This window comes from Acinetobacter sp. ESBL14 (assembly GCF_036668815.1).
GTDB classification, from domain to species: domain Bacteria; phylum Pseudomonadota; class Gammaproteobacteria; order Pseudomonadales; family Moraxellaceae; genus Acinetobacter; species Acinetobacter gyllenbergii.
Window position 1 is genome coordinate 1 of sequence record NZ_JAZEVS010000034.1, and the last position, 499, is coordinate 499.

Consider the following 499-nt stretch of genomic DNA (forward strand, 5'->3'; position numbering starts at 1 on the left):
TTGCTTTAAAGGAATAACTGCGCTCGTTGATAGGCAGATCAATTCTGCCTTAAATCCCTCATTGAGTTTATGTGTCCCATCAATACGTTGCAAAAACACCTGAGCGTTTAAATCGGGATTAGAAAATGAAATATGCAAAGCACGTTTTTGTGCAGTAAGCCCTAAACTGTCTAAGGCTTGAAATATATTGTTCAACATCTTGTTATAGGCTTTCGCTTAAATTTAACGCATTTTACAAAGTATCATGACCATCTGTCTATACAGTTCTGTCTATTTCTGACAATTTATGTCACCCCACCTATAATGATTGCCTCAAACCTCTCCTTCAAAATGATAAAGACTGTCCCAATCATTGTTATTTTTACTCACTTCTATCCTATCCCCTCTATATTTCACATCCTAGATTGCTTATCCTTTCTGAAGATTTTAACCTTCTTCAACTGATACCTTTATAATTCATGAGCAATACCCAAGTCCTCTACATTGGCGGCCCTCTTTG

At 36.7% G+C, this 499-nt stretch carries 1 protein-coding gene; it reads right to left on the minus strand.

Annotation, left to right across the window (positions count from 1 at the left end; translation table 11 throughout):
- Positions 1-198, minus strand: a 198-nt coding sequence (locus V6E90_RS21485; RefSeq protein WP_332606405.1) for a hypothetical protein, incomplete at its 3' end; no start/stop codon positions are given.
- Positions 199-499: the final 301 nt, after the last annotated feature.